The following is a 25,297-nucleotide window of genomic DNA, read 5'->3' on the forward strand; positions in this document are numbered from 1 at the left end:
GCCTGTCGGCCGGAGGCACCTTTTTCCGTTTGCGCCGGCGCACCTGCAGGTTCGCCTCCTGGTAAAGGCGCTCGACTCGCTTGTGATTGACCATCCGTCCGGCCCGGCGGAGTTTCAGGTAGATCATGCCGACGCCGTAGCGTTTATGGCGATTCGCCAGTACGCAGATCACCTCGCGCAGCTCGACATTGGAGTCGGGTCGCGGTTCGTATCGGTAAGCGCTTGCTCTCATGCCAGCGATCGCCAGCGCCCGGCGCTCACTCAGCTCCTGGCCGATCAGATAGCGCACCAGCTCGCGCCGGTCCGGTGCGCTCACCATTTTTTTCGCAGCGCTTCCTTGATGACCTCATTTTCCAGAAGCTGTTGGGCCAGCAGTTTTTTGAGGCGGCCGTTCTCCGACTCCAGGTCCTTCAGCCGCTTGGCCTCGGGCACGCTCATGCCGCCGAACTTGCTTCGCCACAGGTAGTACGAGGCTTCGATGAAGCCGTGCTTACGGCATAAGTCCTTGACCGGCATGCCGGCCTCGGCCTCACGCAGGAAACCGATGATCTGTTCTTCGGAAAAACGCTTCTTCACGTCCAATCTCCTTCTCGTGGGGGATTGAACTCGAAACCGGGGCGCTACTCAAATCTGCGGGGACGTCGGACAGCGCTCTAGAGACGAACAGGCATGGAAGGCCAAGCGCTACGGAGCATCGATAATCCCCGACCTCTTTCTCTTCTCATATGCAATCAACTCATCATCAAGCGACAAAGCCGTTGTCAGAGACTGAATTTCCCCTGTATCGCGATCGACTATGAATGGCGCGTTCCCGGCCAACTGCGATGATGGATTGTTCGTTTCAAGATACTCACGAGATTGATAAATAAAATACCAACCCTCAGAAAATCGCCGACTAACGACGATTTCCAAGGGTATCTCCCCACCATCAATGTAGCTTACGGCAATACGCACTGCCTTGAGAAAGTCGATCACGGGTTAGTCCTCAACAATTGGAATGTTTGGAATTTACTCATGTCCGCCACCGCCCCTGTTTGTCCATCGAGGAATCTGACTACGCCTCCTTGGTTCACGACGTTAAAGACGTGACCGACTTCGCCAGGCCCATTAGAACCAAAAACGATACCGCGGGCGCCACTGCCCGCCCCTGCCATTTGGGCAACGATATCACTTGGCGCTAACGAGCTACTGAACTTTGTCCCGAACTGCATCTCAAGGACACTGATTGGAACACCGTCGTTGGACATATTCGGCAGCGCTGATGCCGGATTTCCCGCCAGCGTAGCATCCGTTGCAATGGAGCAGTTCACACAGTTACGACTTCGTCCGTCAGCTGGAAATCCTGGATTAACCTCACGGATAGAGCGGCGACGCCGTTTCCGGTAACGCCTCCGATGCCCCCAACGACAAGGTTCGTGTTGCTCGCGCCACCAAGGGCAAGGGCCAACGCAAGGTTACTCGAGCCCCCGCTTGCAGCGAGCCCACCATCACTCAAGATCATACCGAGCTGTGACGTGTACGCGGCCGATCCAGGCGTTGCCAGCGCATTCCAACCGGAGGTACCTACCGGCCAGCCCGCAGCGGACTCAAATGAACCAGCCGCCGCGCCGCCCGCTGCCAGCCCGGTCTTGATCAGCGCTCCGTAAAGAAAAGCCCCGGTATTCGCGGCGGTCGGCGGACCACATGCGTCGGCGACCTGGTTCGAAAGCGTCCAGGCGGGTACGTCACTTGAGAGGTACGTGACCGTCCCTGTGATGATGCTCTTTCCGTTCTCATAGACGCCGTTTACGACTGCGCCAGGAATCTCCGTTGGATTCGCCTGATAGTGCTCAAGTGTCGCCGAAAGGGAATCGCGTGCGCCGCTAAAGCCAGCGACAACCTGGCGAAACTGGTATCCCAGCTCGTAAGCCGGGGCATAGTCTGCAGCGATCGACTCGCCAGGCTTGAGCCCATATTGCGCATAGTACGCGTTTGCGACGTAATCACGGTCCGAGTAGGTCAAGCCACCCTGTGCCTTCGCAATTTGAGCGAAGGCGTTATTTGAGAAGACCTCCCGCTCGTGATCGCGCGAAAGACTGAGCATCTCCATTTCTGCGGTAATCTTGTCCTTGCACGCCTGATTGGCGCACGCCGCCCTGCGCTTGTCCGCATCCTCGACCTCGGAGTGAAGTAGCCAGTTGTACTGCGTCGCCGCCTCGGCGACGCTCGATCCTGTGTCTCCGCCCACCGCCAGGCCGAGGGCGGCACTCCCCATTTTCAGCAACGTTGCAAACTCTGGGGAGCCGGGCTGATAGCCGGCATCCTGCAAGGACTTAGCCATCGAATTGATCGCGAGCTGATTCGCCGTCGTTCCTGCCAAAGCGGAGCCGATATCGCCTCCGCCGAGGCTAGCAACCGCCGCGGCGACAGCGCCGTGCAGTGCGATCTTCTCCGGACTTCCGTCTTTAAGCCCAAAGGTCTCACCGATAGCGCCGGCAGTACGAAATCCCACCTGTCCCGCGACCTGGGCCATCTCCTGTTGCTCGGCCAGCTTCTTCTCGTCAAAGATCGGCTTCAGGGTCTGGCTATCGAGGGTGCCATCGCGCTTCAGACCCGAAAGATCGACCGGGCCGTCGCGTTCGATGATCGTGCCGCCGGCAATCGAGCTTTCCGTCGTACTACTGCTATTGCTCTTCTGGGCAAGGCCAAGGCTCGGGGAACCGGATACTCCCTCGGGTCCATAAGAATTTCTGGCGCCGTCGTCGCCCGACTTACCCGTACTGAAACCACCACCGACACCGATGCTGCTGCTCTTGTAGCTAGCTTCATTCTGAATGTCTTCCCACGTCAGTGAACCGGTCGAAAGATAGTTCTTCGACGGGTCCGCAGTGCTGGCAATGACCCCGCCCGCAAGGTGAGTATTACCGCCGACGACGAGCTGGAAGCCACCGTCGCCAGCACCGATACCACTGACCTCGTTGACGCTCTCGTAGTGGGACTTTGTCTTGCTCTGGCTGAAGCTTCCGCTGCCGCCGTAGCCGAACGTCACGGTCACACTGGCCTGTTGTTGCTTACTCGCGTAGTCATCGGTGTCCTGCTCGCTCTGGATGAGCAGGTTGCCGCCGATGTTGCCGACGACGGAGTTCCCCTTGAGCTGTGCGCCCTTGATCGTCGTATCGTTGCCAGAGACGATCGTGAGTCCGTCCGTTGCGTTTACGACGGTTTCGGCATGAGTCACGCCATTACCGACGGCCTTTCCACGACCTGCCGATACCGACAGGTAAATGCCCGTCTGCGAGCCAATCGAGAAGCCGATCTCGCCACTTCCGTTGCGGTTGGTGCTCTTGCTTGAATGCGCCTCTTCCTGGCTAAGAAGGTTCAGGTTGTTAGCAGCGGCAAGCGCAACGTTCTTGCCATCGATATTGCTGCCAATGATGTTCAGGTCGCCGCCCGTTGCGGCAATGGTCACATTGCCGTCGCTACGGACGTTGCTCCCGTAGGCACGTTCCTCGTGAGTCTTTGTTTCGCTACTGGCACTGCTTGCACCAATGCCCACGCGAAGCGAGATGCCGCCATCGGCGCTTCCCGTACTTCCGACCGCGTCCTGGTACGCGGATACACCATCCTTGATCGCGTAGGCCGTCTTCACCGCGTACAGCGCTTTGAGGCGGCCATCCTCGACCTCGGCACCTCGGTGCGCCGTGCCGTAAGCGGCCGTAGCAGCATCGACGACGCCACCGGTCAGACCCAGCGTAATACCCGCCGTCTGCTTCTTATACGTCTGACGCGTGTCCGCTGTGGCGACGGCGGCATCAATCGTCACATCCTTACCGACGATCGTGGTCCCTTCCTTGCTGAGCACATCGCTACCCGTGATGTGTACCGTGTTACCGGCCGTCAGCGTGACCTTGCCACCCGTGCTGCCGATGACACTACCCGTCGGCGTACTGTCGTTCTCTTCGTAGCCGGTCTGCTCCTTCGACCCGCCAATCATCACACTGAAGCCACCGCCGGACATCAGACCCGATTTGCTGACGGTCTTGTCGTGGGTTTCGCTATGCGTGGTCTCGGCCGTGCCGATGGTCAGGTTGTTTCCCGCGGCCATCACCAGATCGTTGGTTGCACCGATCTGCGCACCCTGCGTAGTGATGTCGTTCCCCGCCGCCACGGTCACACTGTCCCCGCTGATCAGCGTACCGACCGCAAGGCTATCGACCGTCGCGTCGTAAGCCTTTTTCGTCGTGCTCGACATCGTGCCGGACTTGACGCTCTTGGTCTGCTGCTCCCAGTTGTGCAGCTCCTGACCGGCATTGAGGTTGACGTCATTCTTTGCCGCCAGGGCGACGCCGCCCGTCTCGCTGGTGATCGTTGCGGCCGTTGCGTTGATGTCATGCCCGGCGCTGACGATCACGCCGTTGCTGCCGTCCAGGCTGGTGCCCGTCAGCGTCTGGTCCATCGTGTGGGTCTGGACAGCCTTCTTGCCGTCCTTGGTGTAGCTTTCGCTGCGCTGCGTGTCGGTGATCGCATTCAGCACAACGTCGCGGCCGGCACTGATGGCCACCTGATCCCCGGCCTTAACCTTAGCCCCCTCACTCACCACATCCCGACCCGCCGCGAGCACCGCATTCCCGCCCGCGTCAATCGTCGTCACCGTGTGCACGGTGCTCTCGCTGTTCTGCTTTCCACCCCGCACGGCCGTCGTCTGACCGATCGCATTGAGGCTAAGATCACGCCCGGCGACCAGCTGCGCATCGCCGCCCGCCTTGACCGACGTTGCCGTGAGCGAGAGATCGCGTTTCGCTGACAACGACAAGTCGCCACCGGCGGACACCGGCACCGCGCCCTGCGTCAGGTCGCGACCCGCGCTTGCGGACAAGTTGCCCGTCGCGCTGATCGAACCGCCCGAGGCAAGGCCCAGTCGCGCGGCATCCACCGGCGCGATCGCATCGCCCAGTTTCAGGCCGCCCAGATCGACGCGGCCGATGTCCGCTCCGCTGAGGATGTCATTGCCTGCGGTCAGGCTGACGTTGCCCCCCTTGATGCTGCCCGCGTTGAGGATGTCCTGCGCGGCGGTGACGCTGAGGTTGCCGCCTGCGCTCAGGTTGCCGCCGTTGAGCAGCGTGCCGGCCTTGAGGCTGGCGTTTTCACTCGCGGCGATCGTGCCCGTGTTGGTCAGCGTGCCGGAGGCGTCGAGGATCACCGTCTTGCCAGAGAGGATCGCGCCGTTCTGCGCGACTTCCTGCGCGTGCGCGGCGGACAGGTAGACCACCGGCACGAGCACCTTCTCGCCGTTGACCTCCTGGCTCACCATCCAGACGATGTCCTGGGTGAGGCTGGCCATCTGGCTGGCGGTGAGCGCGATACCGACCGAGAGCTGGAACTCGCCCGACGCCGACACGCCTGCGTCCATCAGCGCGCGGTACTGCGCCATGGCGTCGGTGTTGTCCGTGAGGTAGCGACGACCGGTGAGCGAGGTGATCTGGTCGAGCACCATGCGCTGCTCGTAGAAGCCGTCACCCAGACGCTTCATCGTGCTTTCGCCGTTGAAGCCGAGGCGGTCCATCAGGTAGTCGCTACCGAGGAAGCCGGCCTGGCTGGCGAAGCGCGGATCGGTCTCGATCAGGTACGGGCTGGCGCTGCCCGGGTGGGTGGTATACACGCCGTCGGCAGTGCCGACGGCACCGTCGTTGTTTGCGGCGGAGGCATTCCCGGGAGGCCGGCACCGCCCGGATTGCACTAAGAGATCAGAGGATCATACCTCTTAGCCGAAGGCTCAGCCTAGCTCGCCACACCGACCGCAACGCAGGCGTAGGCGTAGGCCTATCGGCAACGAGAAAGACCCAAAATAAGAGCGTCGCCGATCTCTTTCAGACTCGAACTCAATGCCACTGCCACCTTATCCTCTTGATCAATGCCTTCTCCCGTCCAAGCGTCAAGTCTCTCGTGAACAGTAGGTGACACGACTATAATGCCATCTGCCTCGTATATCGAACAGCACTTCATATCACGGTAGAGCTGCTTTCTCGTTTTGTAGCCGAAGGCTTCAATCAGATGAGCATCCCTTGCAGCTTCATCCTTCTTCCGCTCCTTCCAATCGAAGAAGGTTGGGTACTCATCCAAGCTAAGCCAACGGCTCTTCTCTAGCGCGCCTTTAACCGCGTTACCGAGTATTTCTGGCTCAGCATCGGCGTTGAGGCAAGCGCTTAAACCCATAGGATCTCGCCCCATGAGACCAAGACCCGAGAAGGTGTCCACAAGAATGAATTCAGGCTTGAGGTAAGCAGAGGCCCCACGCCGAGGTTTTAATGACATGTCAATTTCCCGCTGCCTTTGTCACATTCAGTCGGACATCCTTAGATGCTGCGTAGTCTACAGCGCGCTGAATCTGTTGCTCGGCCAGCAGCTTCTTCAGTCGGCCGTTCTCAGTCTCCAGTTCCTTAAGCCGCTTGGCCCCCGGCACGCTCATGCCACCGAACTTGCTGCGCCACAGATAGTACGAGGCCTCGCTGAAACCGTGCTTGCGGCACAGGTCCTTGACCGGCGTGCCGGCCTCGACCTCACGCAGGAACCCAATGATCTGCTCTTCGGAAAAACGCTTCTTCACGTCCAATCTCCTTCTCGTGGGGGATTGGACTCGAAACCGGGCCGCTACTCAAATCTGGGGGGACGTCGGCTTTTCGCATGAAGGCGATCAGCGGTATAGACCCACGCCTTCGACTGGACAAGATCCCCATCGGCGAACCAGGCATAAAGTGCCATCTCGTAGGCGTGAGACTCCAGTGAGCGCAAAGAGCCATCTTCGCTCTCCGCCCCTTTGAGCAGTTTCTTCACCGCGAGCTGAGCGACGTCTTCGGCAAATTGCCCATGAATGCGCCCAGATAGGTGGGATACGCGCGACGTACCACCGGTCAAGCTAGCAAAGTTACCGTCTGGCGTGTTGCCCAGCTTGAGGCCACCCAGATCGACGCGGCCGGTGTCTGCGCCACCCAGGATCTCGTTGCCTGCGGTCAGGCTGACGTTGCTGCCCTTGGTGCTGCCCGCGTTGAGGATGTCCTGCGCGGCGGTCACGCTGAGGTTCCCGCCCGCTGTTGAGCAACGTGCCGGAGGCATCGAGGATGACCGTCTTGCCGAGGACCCAAAGCCATCGAGATAAACTCCGGCCCATTTTCGACCTGTATGCGCACAGGGCAGGCGCGTACCTGCCGTGAGCGATCCGGGGCAGCGGCAATGTAGGCTCGGCGCCGCTATGTTGAGGAGACTCCGGCCGCCCCTTTACGTCCATAGATCGACGCCATCAGCCGCGTGCCAAACCAAAGCACCGGGTGCAACTGTAAGAAACCAAAGACCGATACCATCAAGATCGTCAGGAGATGGATCGATAGGCCATAAACGAAGAAAACTACTCACCTGCTCATCCAAAGAACCTTCCAGAAGAATGCCGTTGCGGGCGAGACTCACGGCTCCCTCGCTCAGTAGCGCTCGCAATATCGCGAAAAAGACTTCCTTCTGAGACAGGCATGCCCCCGATGACGACTCAAGCAAGATGCCTACATGCTGCCAGAGCGTCCCCAGGGATAGCCCGAAAGAGGAGCGACCAACGGAACAAAAAAATTTGTCGTAACTCATTCAGACTTAGCCTCCACTCATCCGTCGCCATTAAAGTGCGGCGTCACATCCTCTACAGTCCACGTAATGCTGCCGGCAATTTCCGACCAACGAGTCGCCAGCTTTCAGCCTTGCACATCCCCGGTCGCTTGACCGCCAATACACTCATGCCAGAGCGATCCAAGCGGAAGTACAGAGTCGAACGTGCCGCACAAGTCGAGGGAACTCATGGCATGCAGCCGACACGAGACTCGGATCTGCTCGCGAAAGGTACTCGACCGCGCTGATACGCAAAGCCTTGGCGGCATAGAGCGCTTGCAGCCGATTATCGTCGACTTAGCTGCCACGCTTCACTGAACTCCGAGCGTTCATAGCCAGTTCGACCATCGAGCCACCATGCCACACCGTGATGCCGCTGGAAGTGCGTGGTTTACGACGTATCCACCGCCGCATCAATCGTCACGTTTTTGCCGATAAGGCTACCTGTGTTCGTAAATTCCGCATTGAGTGAGCACCTACAGGTTACGCTCGAAAGGAAGACCTTAGCGCCTGGTGCTGACGAAGATATCGGCGAAGCCAAGTCGTCCCGCACAATTAACTTCGAGCTAGGCAATCACCTCGATTCCGACAATAGAGCAAACCCTCGCAAGATCGGAAAGCTCACGCATGGTCCATTCGCGAAAGGCGGCGAGAGCGATCTTATAGTTCTCCTCAGACGAGTATCGTTTCTTGGAATCGCCGCCTACTGCGGGCAAGGTTGGCATTACTTCGCATGTCGACCAAGCCAAACTAATGCCCTCTAACGCGTTCAATCCATACACGAAATCCTCATCTGGGGCGTCGAGATAACTCACTACAGCCGCGAATCGCCACAGTTTCACAGACTGAACGTCATCCGCGCCAACTGCGATAAAGATTTGAGAGACGATTTCGCGAACCTCCCGCAACGTCAAGGATGGATCTGTCGCAAGCGCGACGACGTTGTGCAATTGAGGACTCGTCGAACTAACAATCGCGAGCCGATCGTAAGCGAAGCTGGCGACATCACGTATTTGAAGCGACCCGCCTAAACCAGGGACACCGTTCAAGCCCAGATTGACGACACCCCAATCGACGAGTTTATGAGTCTTAAGGCTGTTATATGCGCCGTCTATCACGGCTTCGTTGGAATCCCGGTCATGCCACCATTTGGAACAGACGATCGAATGAGAAAAGGTGAGCGCCAAGCTTAGGATCAATGATCATATCGATGCGGTCCGAGGCGCCATACAACGGACCCTCGATCTGATACACGGTCCATCTACTTCCCAAGGTGCTCCGCCGACCGGCACAGCCTTTTCCTCAAACAACAGCTCATGCAATCCACCAGCTACCGACCTAAAGTTGCTAAGCAACGAATCGCGACATCGGCACCTAAATAGGCTATCCATACAACAACGCCAAACGCCCAGGAAATCGGGTGCTCACAACCTGTCAATGGGGGCTTCTCGGCCTTGGACCCCGCAAATTGAAAAGTAGCATCCCTATCCCTGCAGTAACCATACCTCCCCGGCAGGCAATCGCCAATGCCAAGGGAAGATCGAACGTCAAACCACGCATTAAGCATCCTACAAACCCGAGCGCGAGTATCAAAGGCGTCATAACAACAAAGAAGAAAAGGCCAACGGCCAAGGTTCTAATGATTCGGCTCACTTAGTTGAATCCTTTGTTTTAGTATCGGCGATCGTCTTTTTTGCCATTCCATCGATTACCGCCTGAACAGCCTCTGCTGCCGCTGGGCCCGCGGCATTCCCGTACGCATAGGGAGATATAGACCCCGGTATCTGCTTGCCGATCCAAATCGTTGACGTGTCACCAACTTTATATCCTACACCGCCCGTCAAGCCGGACATGACAGCGTTTGAAAACACATTATTGTTCTCGTTGTAGATCTGGTTATTCAATTCCGTCTGCACGAATCCGCCGGCCGATCCGACCGCCACGTTCCACCAAAGGCCACCGCCGACGCCAAGCGCGCCGCCAGCCGTTGCTACCGCAACGTTCGTCCATCGGACACTCCCATCCTGGATCAATTGTGAGGTTGCGTTGACTGCACCACTCAACGCTCCCGCGCCTGCACGTGATGCCAGAATGTACGTTGCTATCGTCCCGGTCGACGCGCCAGCTCGGGCAGCGTTCGCCGCAGCCAGGAATGGCACACCGACAGAGAGCCCGCCGCTAGCACCTGTGAGCACTATTTGGCCATTCATCTTGAGGAACTTAGCGGTATCGTCAGAGGTCCACTCGACGAAGCGCTCAGGGAAACTCGTTTCAGAGAAGTAGGATCTAAGCGCGGCGTCTCGCGAAGGATCAGCCGAAGGATTCATCGCCTCAAGAACACTGGCAAAGGCTTTCTGATCCTGTACTAACTTCCCCGCACCAAGCCCCGAGTTCGACATCTGCTCGGGCGAAGACGACAACTCGTACACCCATCCATTCTGACCAACCGGCGTGTTGTCATAGAGAAACAGCATTGCTTCTGTGCGCGTCTGCTCAGAGTCCGCATTACCCAAGTATCGTGAGTCAAAATCGTCGTTCCCGATCATAGCCGCGCGGATAAGGATACCGCGAGCCTCTTCCTCCGAGACCCCCTTGGCTTGCGCGTACTTGGCGGCCACATTGTCAGTGATGAAGTTGACCAGATCAGGGTGCAACTGTCGGTTGTATTTATCGCCGTCCAACGCAGCTAGTGCGCCCGTCCCCTGACCGACGAGCCCGCCGACCGCCGCGCTGCCCAGTTCCATGAAGGCCTTCCAATCGTCGCTCCGTGGATCGACGCCCTGCTCAAATAGATACTGCTGCATCGCCTTCGATGCCGCTTCGCTGGTCGCACCGCCAACGGCGCCCTGGATCGCATTGCCGCCACCAAGCGACGCCATCACCGCACCCACCAACCCGTGCAGAATGACTTTGTTGCGGCCACCATCGCCCCAGGCTGCGCGCTCGGCATCGGACGAACTGTGGTTCTGCATGTATTGGGCGAGATCACCCACTCCACGCATACCCGTGTAGCCCGCCAGGCTGGTCAGCTCCTGCTGCTCAGCAACTTTCTCCTGATCGAAGGCATTCTTAAGCGCCTCGTTCTCCAGCGTCGGATTCCGATCCAGGTCGCTCAGATCCTTACCCGGGTCGTTGCGAACAATAATGGTCCCGCCCGCGATACCCGAATGGGTATCGCTACTCACATTGTCATGCTGCGGCGTCATAGCACCCACGGCAGCACCGACCGCCCCGGAGATATTGCTCGCCATCGTGCTGCCGCCACTGACCGTGACCTGGCTCGCCTTGTACTTCGACTCGTTATGCAGATCCTCGTAAATCAGATCGCCCGTGCTGAGAATGTTTTTGGATGGATCGGCACTGCTGGCAATCTGCCCACCGATCAAGTGCGTGGTTCCGCCCACTCCCAGCTGGAAGCCGCCATCCCCCGCCTTGATTCCGCTGACCTCGTTGACACTCTGATAGTGGCTATCGATCTTGCCCTGGCTGTAATACCCGCTCGCACTGACAAAACCGCTCTGGGTCAGGCCAAACATCACCTTCGCCCCCGCCTGCATCGTCTTGCTGGAGAAGTCGTCGGTATCCTGCTCGCTGCGGATCGTCAGGTTGTTGCCGATGTTGGCGATAACCTGGTTGCCCTTAAGCTGGGCGCCCTGAATCGTAGTGTCGTTGCCGCTGATCAGCGTCAGCACGCTGTCGGCGTTGATCGTCGTCTCGGCATGCGTGATGCCGTTGCCGCGGGCTTTCCCACTGCCTATGCTCGCCTCGGCATAGATACCGAAACCGTCCGTGCCGAAGCTGACCCCCACGCCACCGCTGCCGTTCTTCGAATCGTTCTTGAGTGAATGATTCTCCACCTGGCTTAGCAGATTGATGTCATGGGCGGCCGCGAGGGCGAGGTTGTCGCCGGTGACTTCGCTGCCGATGATAGTGAGGTCGCCACCGGTCGCGGCGATGGTGACGTCGCCGCTGCTACGGATGTGACTGCCGAACGCCGTCTCGTCGTGGCTGGTGGTCTTGCTGCTCGCACTCTTACCGCCGATGCCGACCTGGACGTTGATGCCTTCCTGGCCAGCACCGCCCTTGCCTGCGCCGATGCCCTGCGTCTTATACGTATCGAGGATGTCCTTGCCGTCGTAGTAGGCCTTGGCGGCGTAGAGCGCTTTCAGCCGGTCATCGTCGACCTCGCTGCCCCGCTTCACTGAATTCCGCGCGTCCATCGCCAGCTCGACCATGGAACCACCGAGACCCACCGTTATGCCGCCTTCGTTATGCCGCTGAAACTGCGTCGTATCCGACGTATCCACCGCCGCATCGATCGTCACGTTTTTGCCGACGATCGTAGTCGCCTTGTTGCTGATGACGTCGGTGCCGGTCAGGTGCAGGTTATTGCCCGCCGTGAGCGTGACCTGCCCATCCGTCGAGCCGACCAGGCTGCCGGTGTGGGTGATCTCCGTATCGCTCTGGCCCTGGCTGTCCTTGACCTTGCCGTAGTGATCGTTGAGACCCTGACGCGAGAAGCCGGTATACGTGACGGACTTGTCCTGGCCCGTGCTGTACGTGCTCTCGGCCGTTGTCAGGGTGAGGTCGTTACCGGCAGCGAGCAGGACGTCGTTGGTCGCGGCAATCTGCACGCCTTCACCGACGATGTTACGACCCGCCGCCGCGGTCACGCTGTCGCCGCTGAGGGTGGCGCCGTGGGCGATGGTTTGGGTCGTCGAGGAATCGCGGTCGGTGGTCTTGCCCTGCTGCATCGGCGCCAGGCCGTGATTCAGGACGAAGCCCGACTTCTTGACCGTCGACTCGTGCGATTCGCTGTAGCTGTCGTGCGTGGCTTCGAGGTTGATGTCACGGCCCGAAGCCAGCGCGATCGCGCCGCCTGAGGCGAGCTGCGTGCGGAGGAGCGTTGCATCGCGGGATATGAACGCTCTAGGACTTATCCAAACCACCGTGAGCCAGCAGGAGCTGCATCCGCGCAAATCGGGACAGCACACATGGTTTTCCGTCCATATTAGAAACCATGCTTCAATCGAACTAACTGGGCTCTGCAACTTGACGCGGAGCCCCGTCGGTGGATGCAACTCGACGGGATCTAACGCACTGGTTGAACGTGTACGAAATACCGTTGCTAGTCGGAAAAAGGAGCGGAGACCAAAATCTCAGCAATCTCACGCTCCTGCCTATCGCCCCAGTCGGGACGCAACTGCGCCATCAGAAGCACTCTCCGGGAGAAATACACCCGCCTCCAATCCTGCCCTTGAACTCGGTGGTCAAGTTCGAACGCAAGCGCCATCTGCGACACGACCCGATCCATGATCCGGTAAACAAGTTCGTCCGAACTCGTGTAGGAAAGGCGGAAATTCTCGACTCCGCGCTCGGACGATACGTAATTGTACGACCCAGAAGACAGCTCGACGTAAGGAGTTCCATCTGACACAGGCGCCAACGGGATTATCAGGAGCAACGGAGGAGCATTGATCTGGGACCCGAGCCGAGTCACCTCTTCTTGCAAATCCACGATGCTATTCGAACTCACTTGACCTTCCTCAGATATCCATTGTCTAGGAGCCACTGCACATTAACCTTGCCTGGCAAGTTGGGTAGCATTTGCACGCCTCCTCCAGATTGCCCGAACGCAGGAGCTATCTCGCCTTGAATGACAGGCAGTGGCTTAATGACCTCGTACTCACTGTATGGGTTGGCTCTAGTACCTGGTGCTAACGCCCTTTGCTCGTACGTGGTTCCTACGGGAGACAAGAACGACCCTGCCGTATCACCGTAACGGTCGAGTCTGGTGCCCACCGCAATGGTATTACTGATTGGCTTATCCGCGAAGCCCATGTTAGCTGGCCAATTCCATGAGCCATCGGCTTTTTGATACTGTGCATATTCGGAATAACCGCCCGCTTCGGCATCGACCGCCCCCGCTATAGGCGACGCCTTCTGCGGGACGTCCTGCGTCCGGGGGAGCGGCGCTGTTCCCATTGCAAGGCGTCCAGCCGCGACTGCCGTAATCGTGTCTGTAAGCGCCTGTGCGTTCTGCGCTGCAGCATCCGACAGCCCTGCGTCTTTCCACATGCCGTACTGCAGTGTCTGATACGACTGCCCAGTCCACCACGTACTTACACCGGCGGAGAAGGAATCGCTTTGCTGCGCGATGTTCACCGCACTTGCGCCGCAAGCAGCTCCCCCGAACTGGCAGAGCTTAGACACCAGAAGCGCGTTTACGAAGCTATTAGTGGCCTGACCCAGACCTTCCAAGCGCTTCGTGCCATTTATGTCAGCCCACGCATCCTCAGCTGCGGCTAGTGGGCCATACTCGAAGAGTCCGGTAGCCTTCAACTCGGCCGCAATCTCGGCTTTCCGGCCGTCAGACATCTGCGCCAGTACGTCATTGTACTGGTCCACAAGTTGCTGCCCCGCAACGGTATAGTGGATACCAGTGTCAGTCAGCACTGTCGCTTGCACCAAACCTCTGCCGTTGACACACGATACGATGACACACGCAATCGCCTGAACCTCCTCCTCGGAGTAACCCTTGCTCCTTGCAAGATTCACGATGGCCGACTGTTCGTCGACATGCAATTCACGATTGTAGAGAGATCCATTTAGGGCGCTCGCTGCGCCTGATCCTCCACCTAGCGCACTGCCAAGGGCTGCACTTGCCGCGGCCAGGAGCTGCCTCCCTTCTGGCTGATCAGGATCAATGCTCTGGCTAACAAGAAACTCAGCCATCGCCTTGCTGGCCGCCTCGGAGCCCGCAGCACCGAGGCCGCCGCCGAGTGCGTCACTTCCTCCCAAGGCGACGCTGGCCGCGCCTACAAGGCCATGAAGCAGCACCTTGTTCTGTCCACCGTCCGCCCATTTTGCTTGATCCTCAGTAGTCGTTGCATGCTTGAACATGTAAGCGGCAACGTCGCCCACTGCAGTCATGCCCACTTGACCAGCTAAATTCCCCAACTCCTGGTTTGCGCGGACCTTCTCCTCGTCGTATATAGGTTTGAGGCCCTGTGCGTCGAGGCTGCCGTCACGCTGAAGACTCGCAAGATCAGTAGCCTGATCGCGCGTGATAATTTTCCCGCCAGCAATGCTGGACTGAGTATCACTACTGCTCTTGTCACTCTGAGGAACCGAAAGCCCCGTCGGCGAAAATCCGCCGGAGCCGCCCCCCACACCGAAGCTACTCGCGCTATAGCTTGCCTCGTTGTGAATCGAATCCCAGGTCAATGAGCCTGTATCGAGGATGTTCCTGCTCGGATCGGCTGAGCTGGCGATTACGCCGCCAACCAGGTGAGTATTTCCACCGACGGTGATATCGAAACCACCCTTCCCTGCACCAATCCCGCTGACTTCATTGACGCTATCGTAGTGGCTATTCACCTTGCTCTGGCTATAGCTGAAGCTACCGCCATAGCCGAACGTGACACTTGCTCCGACCTGCTGCTGCTTGCTTGCATAGTCGTCGGTATCTTGTTCGCTTTGGATAAGCAAGTTGCCAACCACATTTGCAAGCACTGAGTCACCCTTCAACTGGGCGCCCTTGATTGTCGTGTCGTTACCCGAGATCAGCGTAAGGTTATCGCTGGCGTTAACCACCGTCTCGGCATGTGTTGTCCCATTACCAACAGCCTTACCCATCCCGGCCGACGCCGAGATGTAGATGCCGGTCTGCGAGCCGATAGAGAAGCCGATTTCGCCACTGCCATTCCGGTTCGTGCTCTTACTGGAATGGTCTTCAGCCTGGCTGAGAAGAGTGAGATTATTGGCAGCCGCGAGCGCAACGTTCTTACCGTCGATGTTGCTGCCGATGACATTCAGATCGCCGCCAGTAGCTGCGATAGTGACGTCGCCGTTACTGCGAATGTTGCTTCCATACGCGCGCTCTTCGTGCGTCTTCGTCTCGCTACTTGCGCTGCTCGCACCAATGCCGACGCGCAGCGAGATACCCGTCGCCTGGCCTGCCGCCTGTGCACCGGCGGCACCACCCCCGGCGTTGTCGTACGCATCGGCTGCGCCACCCAGCGATGCGATCGAATCCATCCCATCGCCTGAAAGACCCATTCCACGGCCCGCACCATCCGAGAACAAGTACTGAGCCGACTGCGCCGCATAGAGGGCCTTTAACCGGTCGTCCTTAACTTCACCTGCCCGGTGCGCCGCACCGTAAGCGCCTTGAATGGCGCTTACGGCACCGCCCGTCAAACCCAACGTGATACCCGCCGTCTGCTTCTTATACGTCTGACGCGTGTCCGCGGTGGCGACGGCGGCATCAATCGTCACATCCTTACCGACGATCGTGGTCCCTTCCTTGCTGAGCACATCGCTACCGGTGATGTGTACCGTGTTACCGGCCGTCAGCGTGACCTTGCCATCCGTGCTGCCGATGACACTACCCGTCGGCGTACTGTCGTTCTCTTCGTAACCGGTCTGCTCCTTCGACCCGCCAATCATCACACTGAAGCCACCGCCGGACATCAGACCCGATTTGCTGACGGTCTTGTCGTGGGTTTCGCTATGCGTGGTCTCGGCCGTGCCGATGGTCAGGTTGTTTCCCGCGGCCATCACCAGATCGTTGGTTGCACCGATCTGCGCACCCTGCGTAGTGATGTCGTTCCCCGCCGCCACGGTCACACTGTCCCCGCTGATCAGCGTACCGACCGCAAGGCTATCGACCGTCGCGTCGTAAGCCTTTTTCGTCGTGCTCGACATCGTGCCGGACTTGACGCTCTTGGTCTGCTGCTCCCAGTTGTGCAGCTCCTGACCGGCATTGAGGTTGACGTCATTCTTTGCCGCCAGGGCGACGCCGCCCGTCTCGCTGGTGATCGTTGCGGCCGTTGCGTTGATGTCATGCCCGGCGCTGACGATCACGCCGTTGCTGCCGTCCAGGCTGGTGCCCGTCAGCGTCTGGTCCATCGTGTGGGTCTGGACAGCCTTCTTGCCGTCCTTGGTGTAGCTTTCGCTGCGCTGCGTGTCGGTGATCGCATTCAGCACAACGTCGCGGCCGGCACTGATGGCCACCTGATCCCCGGCCTTAACCTTAGCCCCCTCACTCACCACATCCCGACCCGCCGCGAGCACCGCATTCCCGCCCGCGTCAATCGTCGTCACCGTGTGCACGGTGCTCTCGCTGTTCTGCTTTCCACCCCGCACGGCCGTCGTCTGACCGATCGCATTGAGGCTAAGATCACGCCCGGCGACCAGCTGCGCATCGCCGCCCGCCTTGACCGACGTTGCCGTGAGCGAGAGATCGCGTTTCGCTGACAACGACAAGTCGCCACCGGCGGACACCGGCACCGCGCCCTGCGTCAGGTCGCGACCCGCGCTTGCGGACAAGTTGCCCGTCGCGCTGATCGAACCGCCCGAGGCAAGGCCCAGTCGCGCGGCATCCACCGGCGCGATCGCATCGCCCAGTTTCAGGCCGCCCAGATCGACGCGGCCGATGTCCGCTCCGCTGAGGATGTCATTGCCTGCGGTCAGGCTGACGTTGCCCCCCTTGATGCTGCCCGCGTTGAGGATGTCCTGCGCGGCGGTGACGCTGAGGTTGCCGCCTGCGCTCAGGTTGCCGCCGTTGAGCAGCGTGCCGGCCTTGAGGCTGGCGTTTTCACTCGCGGCGATCGTGCCCGTGTTGGTCAGCGTGCCGGAGGCGTCGAGGATCACCGTCTTGCCAGAGAGGATCGCGCCGTTCTGCGCGACTTCCTGCGCGTGCGCGGCGGACAGGTAGACCACCGGCACGAGCACCTTCTCGCCGTTGACCTCCTGGCTCACCATCCAGACGATGTCCTGGGTGAGGCTGGCCATCTGGCTGGCGGTGAGCGCGATACCGACCGAGAGCTGGAACTCGCCCGACGCCGACACGCCTGCGTCCATCAGCGCGCGGTACTGCGCCATGGCGTCGGTGTTGTCCGTGAGGTAGCGACGACCGGTGAGCGAGGTGATCTGGTCGAGCACCATGCGCTGCTCGTAGAAGCCGTCACCCAGACGCTTCATCGTGCTTTCGCCGTTGAAGCCGAGGCGGTCCATCAGGTAGTCGCTACCGAGGAAGCCGGCCTGGCTGGCGAAGCGCGGATCGGTCTCGATCAGGTACGAGCTGGCGCTGCCCGGGTGCGTCGTGTACAGGCCGCTGGTCGGCAGGCGGATCTGGCCGGCCGGGGCGTCGGGCGAACCGACGCTCTGCGAGCCGGGGCGCGGACCCGCGTTGCGTGTATCGCCGCTGGTGGTGCCGACGGCACCGACGCTGTTCGCATCCGGAGCGTTGCCCAGGCCACCGACACCGCCGAGATCGACGTTGCCGCCCGCCGCGCCGACATGGCCCGCGCCTGTGCCGGATACGTTGCTGCCGCCGCTATTCGCACCGAGCTGCACGCCACTGATGGGGTTACCGTCGGCGCCGACGGTGGTGTTCTCGATGGTCTGGCCGTGGAATTCCAGCGTGCCGCCCGCGGTCATCCGCGAGACGAGGCCCTGACCCGGATCGATGCCGATCCATGCGGGGCGCTGCCCGTCGCCGAGGGCGATGGTCGACGTACGGCTGCCGTTGCCGTAGATCTTGAAGCCATTCGGCTCCCAGCGGCGCGGATCGTGGACGAGCGACTCCCAGCCCACGCCATACTCCGAGACGGTACGCACGGTACCGGTCGGATTCCAGGCGATGTTGCGGATGATCTCGCCGCCGACGTTCGTGTCGCCCGCACCGAGCGCACTCTGTCCGGCGCCGTTGATGACGAGGTTGCTACCGGCGGCCACCGTCGACTTGTCGTTGGTGACCGAGCCGGACAGCGTGATGTTGCCACCAGCGACCATGCGGCCTTCCGCGCTGGCACGCGACAGTCGCTCATACGACAGCAAAGTGTCGGTGTACGTTGCCTGGAAACGGGTCGGAATACCGTCGCCGCTCTGGAAGCCCGTGCAGCGGTTGTCCGTATATCCCGCGCCCTGGCAATACGTCCGCGCCCGCTGAATTTCTTCCGCGCTGACGACCTGGCTCGGATCGATGTTCGGCGGCTGGTGGTTCGGATCCGGATCGTTATACGCATAGCGCACGATCGGGCCGCCCACCTGCTGCACCGCGCCGTCCGCCAGGTTGACCGTCTGCGTTTTCGAAGATACGGCGCTGATTGGTGATCTGGTTCGCAGCGAGCGTGATCGAGCCATCGGCTTCGATGTCGCCGGACAGGTTGGTGATCGCCCCGGCACGGCCGCCACCGTCGTTGGCGGCGATGAAGATGTCGCCCAGCGCGAACACCATCGCATCGCGATTGAGGAACGTGCCACCGATCAGCAGGCGGACATTGTTCGTCGCGGCGACCAGGGCCGACTGATACGCCATGTTGTCCGCGACACCACCCAGGTCCGCACCGTTGGTGAAGTTGTTCGCGCGGACGGTGATGTTGTCGCCGATCAGCGAACCGGTGTTGTCGATATCCGTACCGTTGACGTTGAGCGTATCGCCTTCGAGGCGACCGCGGTTTACTACGGCTCCACGCGAGTTGAGCGTGGTCGTCGCGCTGCTTATGCGCGCGCCGCTGCCGTTGGTGATGCTGGCGGCGTCGACGGTCAATGCGCCGACGCTTTCGAGTGCCGCGCCGTCGCTGTTGTATAGAGAGCCACCCAGGTGCAGACCGAAGTTGCGGTTGGCCTTGAACTGACCGCCCTCGCCGTTGATGAAATCGCCCGGCAGCGTGACATCGAGATCACGACCCGCGATGACGCGGCCGTTACCCTGGATACCGCCGAGCAAGCTGAGCGCTACGTCGCCGTTGGACGACGTGTTGCCGCCCGCGTTGTTGAGCCACGCCAGCGTCAGGGCAAGACGCGTACCGGCACCAAACTGGCCGTTGGTATTGGTCAGCGTCGCACCGCCGTTGTTCCAGTCCAGAGTACCTGCCGCGTAGACGTTACCGCTGGTGTTCTCGAAGCCACCGATACCGAGTGACAGATCGCCGCCGGAAACCACCCGGCCGCCGGTGTCGTTCAGCGAGGTCGCATTGATCGCCACGCCGCCCTGACCGCCAAGCGTGCCGTTGGTGTTGTTGATGGCGCCGCCGGACGTGAAGCGGGTCATGCCCGTGCCCGTATTGGCGATACGGCCATTGATGTTGGAGAGGCCGCCGCCCGTGACGGTCAGCGTGGCCGCCGTGTCGCCGCTGCCGCTCTCAATACGACCGTTGTCGTTGATCAGCGAGCCGTTGGCGACCACCGTCGATGAACCCATCGACTGGACGGCGCCACGATTCACCAGGTTACCCGTGGCGGCGATATCCGCCGTCGTATTGGCGTACAACTGCCCCGCGTTATCGACTGAGCCGGCATGCAGCCACAGGCCACCGTTGCCGCCGATGAATCCGCCGACACCATTGCTCAGCGCCTGCGCGATGCTCAGGCGCATCAGCTCACCGGACAGCCCCTTGATCTGACCACTGCCGTTGGCCAGCGAGCCTGCCGTGACCGACGTCGCGCCACCCGACTGAAGCGTGCCTGCGTTGTTACCCAGCGCGCCCGCCGTCGTGATCGTAAGCGCGCTGGCGACCAGCGTGCCGCTGTCGTTGGCGATGCTGGCCGCGTCGATCGTCGCGACGTCAGTCAGGCTGATCGTGCCGCCGGTGGAATCCAGCGCACCGCGCGTGTCCAGATCGAGCGCCCCGTTACCGACAATGCGCCCACCGCGATTGGCGATGCCGTTATCGCCGTCGATCGTCAGCGTGCCCGTACCCGCGTGTTCGATCGCACCATTGTTGTTGGTAATCGAGGACGCACGCACGGTGAGGTTGCCGCCGTTGCCGGCGATGCGACCGTTGGTGTTATCCACGGCACCGGCGAAGTCCAGCGCCTGATCGGTCGTTCCGGTCTGGACGAGCGTGCCGCCGGTGTTGTCGAGGCTGACGGCCGTGACGTCGAGCGTGCCACCCTGCAACGTGCCGGCACGGTTCTTCAGCGCGCCGCTCGCCTGAAGCGCCAGCGTGCCGTCCGTGGCGATATTCGCGTTACCGGTATCGATGTCACCCGCCGTGGCGATCAACGCGATGTCGCCGCCAGTACGCAGGCGCGAGGCGGCCAGGTCGAGGGACGCGGCACGTAACGCCAGGCGGCTGGCTGCCAGCGTGTTGCCATGCACCGCCAGCGCACCGGCCACCGTGGCGTCGAGCACGCCCGACGTGCCGAGGCTGCCGTCGGCCTGCACGCCGGCGCCGAGCACGCCGGTGGAGACGAGAGTGCCGGCGACCACGGTCAGGTCGCCCTGAGCGACGAGGGTGCCGGTATTGCTCAATTGCTGGGCCAGGGTCCAGCTGGCTTTGCCACCCGTATAAACGCTGCCGTCGTTGCTGGCCGTGGTCGCGTTGACGGTCAGGTCGCCGCCCGTGCGCAGGCTGCCGCTATTCGTCAGCGAGCGCGTCGCCAGCGTGGCATCGCTGCCGGCGTAGACCGAACCGGCGTTGTCGATAGCGTCAGTCGCCGCCACGTCGACATGCGCGGTCGCGTAGAGGCTGCCGGTCGCCGCGTTGTCGAGACGCGTCAGGGCCTTTGCGGACAGATCCGTTCCCGCCTGCAGCGTGCCCGCGTTGGTGAGCGTACCGGTGTTGTCGAGGCGGAGCGCGCCGTCGGCAACGGTCATCGCGTCCGCGGCATGGTTGACATCACGACCGCGGAGGGTCGCATCGCGTTTCGCGTAGATTACGCCCTGCTGCGTCAGTGTGCCCGCGTCGATGGCCACGTCGCGGCCCGCTTGCAGGTGGCCGCTGTTGGTTACCGCAACCGCTGCGACGGACAGATCGCGATCCGCCACCGTCGTGCCCGTGTGGGTCAGGTTTTGCGAGGCCGTCAGGCTGGTGTTGCCCACAGCGCTGACCGTGCCGCGCTGGGCGATGTCCGTCGCGATCAGCGTCGCATTGCCGGTGTCGGCAAGCAGCTTGCCGCTGTTGTCGACCGTGGTGTTCGCCGCTACAGCGACCGAACCCACCGCTTCCGCTGTACCCGCATTGCTTACCGAGCCGCCACGAAGCGAGACATCGGTCTGCGCGTAGATATCGCCCGAAGCCGCGTTGTTGAGAGCCTGACCGGCCGTCGCTTCCAGTGCACCGCCGATCGCGTACAGCTTGCCGCTGTTGGTCAGCGCACCCGACGCGTCCAGCGCCAGCTTCTGCGCCGCCTGCATGGCGCCGGTATTGACGATGTCACCGGCCACGTCGACGACAAGGTTGCCGTCGGCGCGCACGAGGTTGCCGTTGTCCAGCGAACCCGCATGCAAGGATGCATTCGTCGTCGCGTAGATCTGACCGGCATTGCTCACCTTGCCGTCGACATCGATCGTCAACGCGCGACCGGCATACAGCACCCCTTGCGCACCCAGCGTCAGCGCAGCCGTCGATACGACCAGGTCACCGCCCGACTGAATCTGGCTGTTGTTGGTGATGTTGGCGGAATGGATCGCCGTGTCGCCGCCGGTCACTATGTTGCCGCTGTTGGTCAACGCGCGCGATGCATGCAGCGACGCCTGCCCGGCAAGGCTGATGCGACCGCTGTTGTCGATGTTGGCCGCATCGAGACCGGCAGCCCCACCGGCGATGATGGTTCCGGCATTGCCGAGGCGATCGTTCGCCTGCAGGCTCAGTTCGGTACCCGACTCGACCGACGCGGCGTTGTCGATACTCCCCGCGCGCAGCGTGACGCGCTTGCCTGCGTAGACGTCACCCGCACCGCTGTTGGTGATAGCGGAGGCGTTGACGCCGAGCGATCCGCCGACGGCATAGAGCTTGCCGCTGTTGGTCAGCGCGCCAGCGGCGTCGATCGATGTGTCGCCGGTTCCGTAGATCGTGCCGCTGTTATCGAGGGCACCCGCGGTCGTCACCGCCACATTAGTGCCCGCCGCCAGCGTGCCGCTGTTCGACAGCGCCGCACCCTGTATCGCCAGCTGCCCCGTCGACGTCGTCCTGCCGGTCAGCTCGAGACGGCCCGCCTGCGTGATTGTGAAGTCACCGCCCTGCGTCGCGAGTTCGCCCGCATTGCGCACGCCGACACCGGCTTCGGTACCGACGAGGCGGATCTTATTCGCATACATGCCGCCCAGTGCGGCCACGTCCAGGCTCACGCCATCCGTGGCGCCCTCGCCTGCGATCGCCTGCGCCGACAGGTCGCCGTAGTTCACCTGGTTCGCACCGGTGACCACGTTCAGCTCATTGGCCCAGACCTTCGCGTTGGCCGCGACGGTACGCGCGATCAGGTCGAGCCGGTCCGTGCCGGTGCCATTAAGACCCGCGCCGTTGATGGCCAGCGTACCGCGCGTCACACGGAAGGCCGCGAGGCTGCCATCGCCACCGAATACCGGCGTACCCGTGACCAGCGTGCCGCGCGAGGTGTTGATGAAGCCGCAGCCGTCGCAGCTGATCCCGTTCGGGTTGGCGATGATCACTTCGGCGCGGTTGCCCGCCACCTCGGTAAAGCCGCGCAGGCTCGATGCATTCTGTGAGGTCACCTCGTTGACGATGATCCGCGCCGACTGACCGCTGGCGAGATTCGCGTTGCCGACGATGTAGCCCGCCTGTTGCGTCTGACTGACCGCGGCGCCGTTATTGAGGATCAGGCCCTTCGGGTCGACGTTGAAGTGCTCGTACTGGTTATGCGACACGCCGCCCTGCGTGGGCGCGACGATGTTGACCACCGGCGTGCCGTTGGCCGCCGTATCCACGGTCGGCCGGTGGGCCGGGTTCGCGGCGCCGGCCACCTGGGCCTGCGAGGCGACAGGCGCGCCAACGAAGGCGACGAGCAGCGCGAGGGCCAGCGTATGCGTCACGCGGCGGGCAAAGTGAGGGCGCAGTGTCATCGTGCAGTCCTTGTCAGTACTGGTAAACGAGCTGGAAGCCCGTCGCCGGTCGCATCGTGTTGAGGGCGCGACCGCCCTTGTCCGCCCAGCCGGCGAACGCGTCGAAGCTGAAACGCCCGAAGCTGCCGCGCAGGCCGACGAATTCGCCACGCAGGGTTTTCTCGGGCAGCGTGCGAATGCTCGGCCCGCCGACGTGGCCGCCGTCGATACCGGCGTAGGCCGCGATGGGCAGGTTGCCCAGCGGCACGCTGAAGGTGTTGCGCCAGTACCAGCCACGCTCGCCCGCCAGCGTCTCTTCACCATCGAACCCACGGACGGAATAGCGTCCGCCCAGCGTGATGAATTCCGAGGCGTAGAGCGTGTCGCTGCTGCGCTGGGCACGCAGTTCCGTCGTCCACTGCACCGGCACACGGCCGAGCTTGAACGGCACGTTGAGTGAGGCATCGAGCAGGTTCAGGCCGTACTGGAAGGTCGGCGCGTCTTTCGACAGGCCCGCCGCATCCTGCTGGCCGCCGAACCAGGTGACACCGCGGCGATGGGCAAGGCGCAGATCCAGCTGGGCGTTACCCAGGTACTGGCGCTGCACCAGCGCGAGCTCGGCCGTGGTGACGTCACGCTTCTGCGTCAGCAGCTCGGAGTCCTCGATAAAGCTGTGCGCCCAGCGTTTGCCGATGCGCAGTTCCAGCGAGGTCTTGCCGTACTTCGTGCGATGGAGCATGCGCTGCACGGTGATGTCCGTCGTGCGCGACTTGCCGCTGGAGGTGAAGGTCTGCTGCGAGCCTTCCACCGTCTGGTGGTACTTGTAGTCATACAGCGAAGCGGTGAACAGCCAGTCGCCATAAGGCACCGCATAGTTCGCCGTGTTGCCGCGCGTGCCGTGCCCGTCGCTGTGATAGACGTCGTGGTTGTATCCCAGCGACAGCACGTCGTTGATGCGCAGCGGATTGTCGAGTCCGAGGTTGATACCGCCCTGCAGGCGGCCGGTTGCGCGCGACCCGCTGTCATCGAGCGACGCGACCACATGCCAGGGTCGCGAGCGCTTCGCGGTGATGACCAGATCCGACTCGCCCGGTTGTTCGCCCGGGGCGATGTCGATAGTGACGTCCTGCGAAGGCACGCGCTTGAACTGCTCCAGCCCCTGCTCGATGTCGCGCAGGTTGAGCAGGTCGCCCGGCCGGGCGGCGAGCGCGGTCTGCCAGGCACCCACGGCCGTATTATCGGCGAAGCGCACCGCACGAATCGTCCCCGGCACCAGCGTGAGCCTCAGCGTGCCGCTCGACAAGTCCTGCGGCGCGAGCCCCACACGAGTAGTCACGAATCCGCGATCGATGATCATGTCCGACACACGGCGGACGATGGCGTTGACGCCCTCGTGGCCGACGCATTTACCGGCGTAGCGGTCGAGGTAGCGCTGCGCGAAGACGAAGTCCTCCACGCGCTGGCCTTCGAGCACGACATGGGCGAGTCGGAAGCATTCCGCTTCAACCGGCACATCCGTGCGACGGAAATCCGTCACGGGAGCGGAATTCAGTCGCACATCCGGCTGTTGTTGCTGCTCCAGACGAGCCTGTGCCTCGCGCTGGGCGCGATCGCGTTGCTCTTGCTGGTCAAGCGTCTGGACTTGTTGCGCCTGTGCGACGCCCGTCACAGTTAGCAGAATGCCGGCCACACGCATGGCCGTCGAGACGCCCTGCCCGCGCCTTCCTGAGATGATGCTCACGTTTTCCCCTGTTTCTGGCCGGTCCGGGCCGTGCTGCTCCGAGGTGGGGAATTTTAGAGCCTGCGCATCTCAGGGGCTGAGCTTTAGTCGTAGGATATTGCCGACACGTCGTGTAGGGGAACTCCTACAAGACGCGTAAG

Annotated in this window: 11 protein-coding genes and 2 pseudogenes; all 13 read right to left on the bottom strand. The window is 61.5% G+C overall.

Annotation, left to right across the window (positions count from 1 at the left end; genetic code table 11):
* Positions 1 to 516 (bottom strand): annotated as a pseudogene (locus J2X57_RS18825) (transposase); the annotation flags it as partial.
* A 168-nt stretch (positions 517 to 684) separates the two neighbouring features.
* On the bottom strand, positions 685 to 975 hold the full coding sequence (locus tag J2X57_RS18830; protein WP_081996420.1) for a YrhB domain-containing protein: 291 nt from the start codon (positions 973 to 975) through the stop codon (positions 685 to 687).
* Between the two features lie 331 nt (positions 976 to 1,306).
* Entirely contained in the window at positions 1,307 to 5,542 is a 4,236-nt protein-coding gene (locus tag J2X57_RS18835; protein WP_309869371.1) for a hemagglutinin repeat-containing protein, read from the bottom strand.
* Between the two features lie 257 nt (positions 5,543 to 5,799).
* The gene (locus tag J2X57_RS18840) at positions 5,800 to 6,291 is read right to left on the bottom strand and encodes a contact-dependent growth inhibition system immunity protein (RefSeq protein WP_043691760.1); all 492 of its coding nucleotides are present in this window, start codon (positions 6,289 to 6,291) and stop codon (positions 5,800 to 5,802) included.
* 76 nt (positions 6,292 to 6,367) lie between these two features.
* Positions 6,368 to 6,583: pseudogene (locus J2X57_RS18845) on the bottom strand (transposase); the annotation flags it as partial.
* A gap of 44 nt (positions 6,584 to 6,627) precedes the next feature.
* Positions 6,628 to 7,047, bottom strand: coding sequence for a hypothetical protein (locus J2X57_RS18850; protein WP_043691757.1), 420 nt, complete (start codon positions 7,045 to 7,047; stop codon positions 6,628 to 6,630).
* Between the two features lie 204 nt (positions 7,048 to 7,251).
* Positions 7,252 to 7,605, bottom strand: a complete 354-nt coding sequence (locus tag J2X57_RS18855) for a DUF596 domain-containing protein (RefSeq protein WP_081996419.1) — start codon at positions 7,603 to 7,605, stop codon at positions 7,252 to 7,254.
* Positions 7,606 to 8,189: 584 nt separating this feature from the next.
* Complete coding sequence (locus J2X57_RS18860; RefSeq protein WP_197062348.1) at positions 8,190 to 8,810, bottom strand: DUF2247 family protein; 621 nt, start codon at positions 8,808 to 8,810, stop codon at positions 8,190 to 8,192.
* Between the two features lie 462 nt (positions 8,811 to 9,272).
* The gene (locus J2X57_RS18865) at positions 9,273 to 12,617 is read right to left on the bottom strand and encodes a hemagglutinin repeat-containing protein (protein WP_309869374.1); all 3,345 of its coding nucleotides are present in this window, start codon (positions 12,615 to 12,617) and stop codon (positions 9,273 to 9,275) included.
* A gap of 134 nt (positions 12,618 to 12,751) precedes the next feature.
* Positions 12,752 to 13,159: an Imm63 family immunity protein gene (locus tag J2X57_RS18870; RefSeq protein ID WP_051944077.1), complete on the bottom strand. Its 408-nt coding sequence runs from the start codon at positions 13,157 to 13,159 to the stop codon at positions 12,752 to 12,754.
* Entirely contained in the window at positions 13,156 to 18,423 is a 5,268-nt protein-coding gene (locus J2X57_RS18875; protein ID WP_309869446.1) for a hemagglutinin repeat-containing protein, read from the bottom strand. Before J2X57_RS18875 ends, J2X57_RS18870 begins: the two co-directional genes overlap by 4 nt.
* 223 nt (positions 18,424 to 18,646) lie before the next feature.
* The gene (locus J2X57_RS18880; RefSeq protein WP_309869377.1) at positions 18,647 to 23,437 is read right to left on the bottom strand and encodes a filamentous hemagglutinin N-terminal domain-containing protein; all 4,791 of its coding nucleotides are present in this window, start codon (positions 23,435 to 23,437) and stop codon (positions 18,647 to 18,649) included.
* A 13-nt stretch (positions 23,438 to 23,450) separates the two neighbouring features.
* Positions 23,451 to 25,157 (bottom strand): ShlB/FhaC/HecB family hemolysin secretion/activation protein, encoded by a 1,707-nt coding sequence (locus J2X57_RS18885; protein WP_156128471.1) that lies wholly within the window; start codon positions 25,155 to 25,157, stop codon positions 23,451 to 23,453.
* Positions 25,158 to 25,297: the final 140 nt, after the last annotated feature.

The sequence above is a fragment of the Luteibacter sp. 1214 genome (genome assembly GCF_031455395.1).
GTDB lineage: Bacteria > Pseudomonadota > Gammaproteobacteria > Xanthomonadales > Rhodanobacteraceae > Luteibacter > Luteibacter mycovicinus.

Coding starts and splice junctions, on each gene's coding strand:
- J2X57_RS18855 (WP_081996419.1), bottom strand. CDS start 7,605: ATGAGTTACGACAAATTTTTTTGTTCCGTTGGTCGCTCCTCTTTCGGG.
- J2X57_RS18875 (WP_309869446.1), bottom strand. CDS start 18,423: ATGGTCGCTGGTGGCAACATCACGCTGTCCGGCTCGGTCACCAACGAC.
- J2X57_RS18840 (WP_043691760.1), bottom strand. CDS start 6,291: ATGTCATTAAAACCTCGGCGTGGGGCCTCTGCTTACCTCAAGCCTGAA.
- J2X57_RS18835 (WP_309869371.1), bottom strand. CDS start 5,542: ATGGACCGCCTCGGCTTCAACGGCGAAAGCACGATGAAGCGTCTGGGT.
- J2X57_RS18880 (WP_309869377.1), bottom strand. CDS start 23,437: ATGACACTGCGCCCTCACTTTGCCCGCCGCGTGACGCATACGCTGGCC.